The organism is Caballeronia sp. LZ029, from assembly GCF_031451275.1.
GTDB lineage: Bacteria > Pseudomonadota > Gammaproteobacteria > Burkholderiales > Burkholderiaceae > Caballeronia > Caballeronia jiangsuensis.
This window is the reverse complement of record NZ_JARUXO010000089.1, coordinates 1-300: the sequence shown is the minus strand read 5'-3', so window position 1 is coordinate 300 and position 300 is coordinate 1. Positions and strand designations below refer to the sequence as shown.

General features: G+C 56.7%; 1 protein-coding gene. It reads right to left on the bottom strand.

Features of this window, described 5'->3' with window-relative positions:
- Positions 1–300 (bottom strand): secretin N-terminal domain-containing protein (locus QCE73_RS34185; protein ID WP_404989848.1); only part of this gene is annotated, 300 nt, incomplete at both ends.

Below are 300 nucleotides of genomic sequence, written 5' to 3'. Positions count from 1 at the left end.
CTTGTACAGCGCCTGCCAGCTAATGCCTGCCGCGTCCGTGTTTGTCACCGTGACCGACAGCACTTGCACGTTGAACGTGACGAACTTATCGAAAACCTTGTTCTTCGCATCCACGTAGTGCGCAACAGCATCGAGCACAGACGGCGTACCACGAACCGTAATGCCACCGGTCGACGGTGAAATGCTCACGCGATTGACCGGACCCGGCGCGATAGCGTTGAGGTCGTTCTGGATGTCGTTCCACAATGAAGTCTTCATCGACACCACGGTCGTTTGCATCGTATTCGTGGAGCCGCTGCC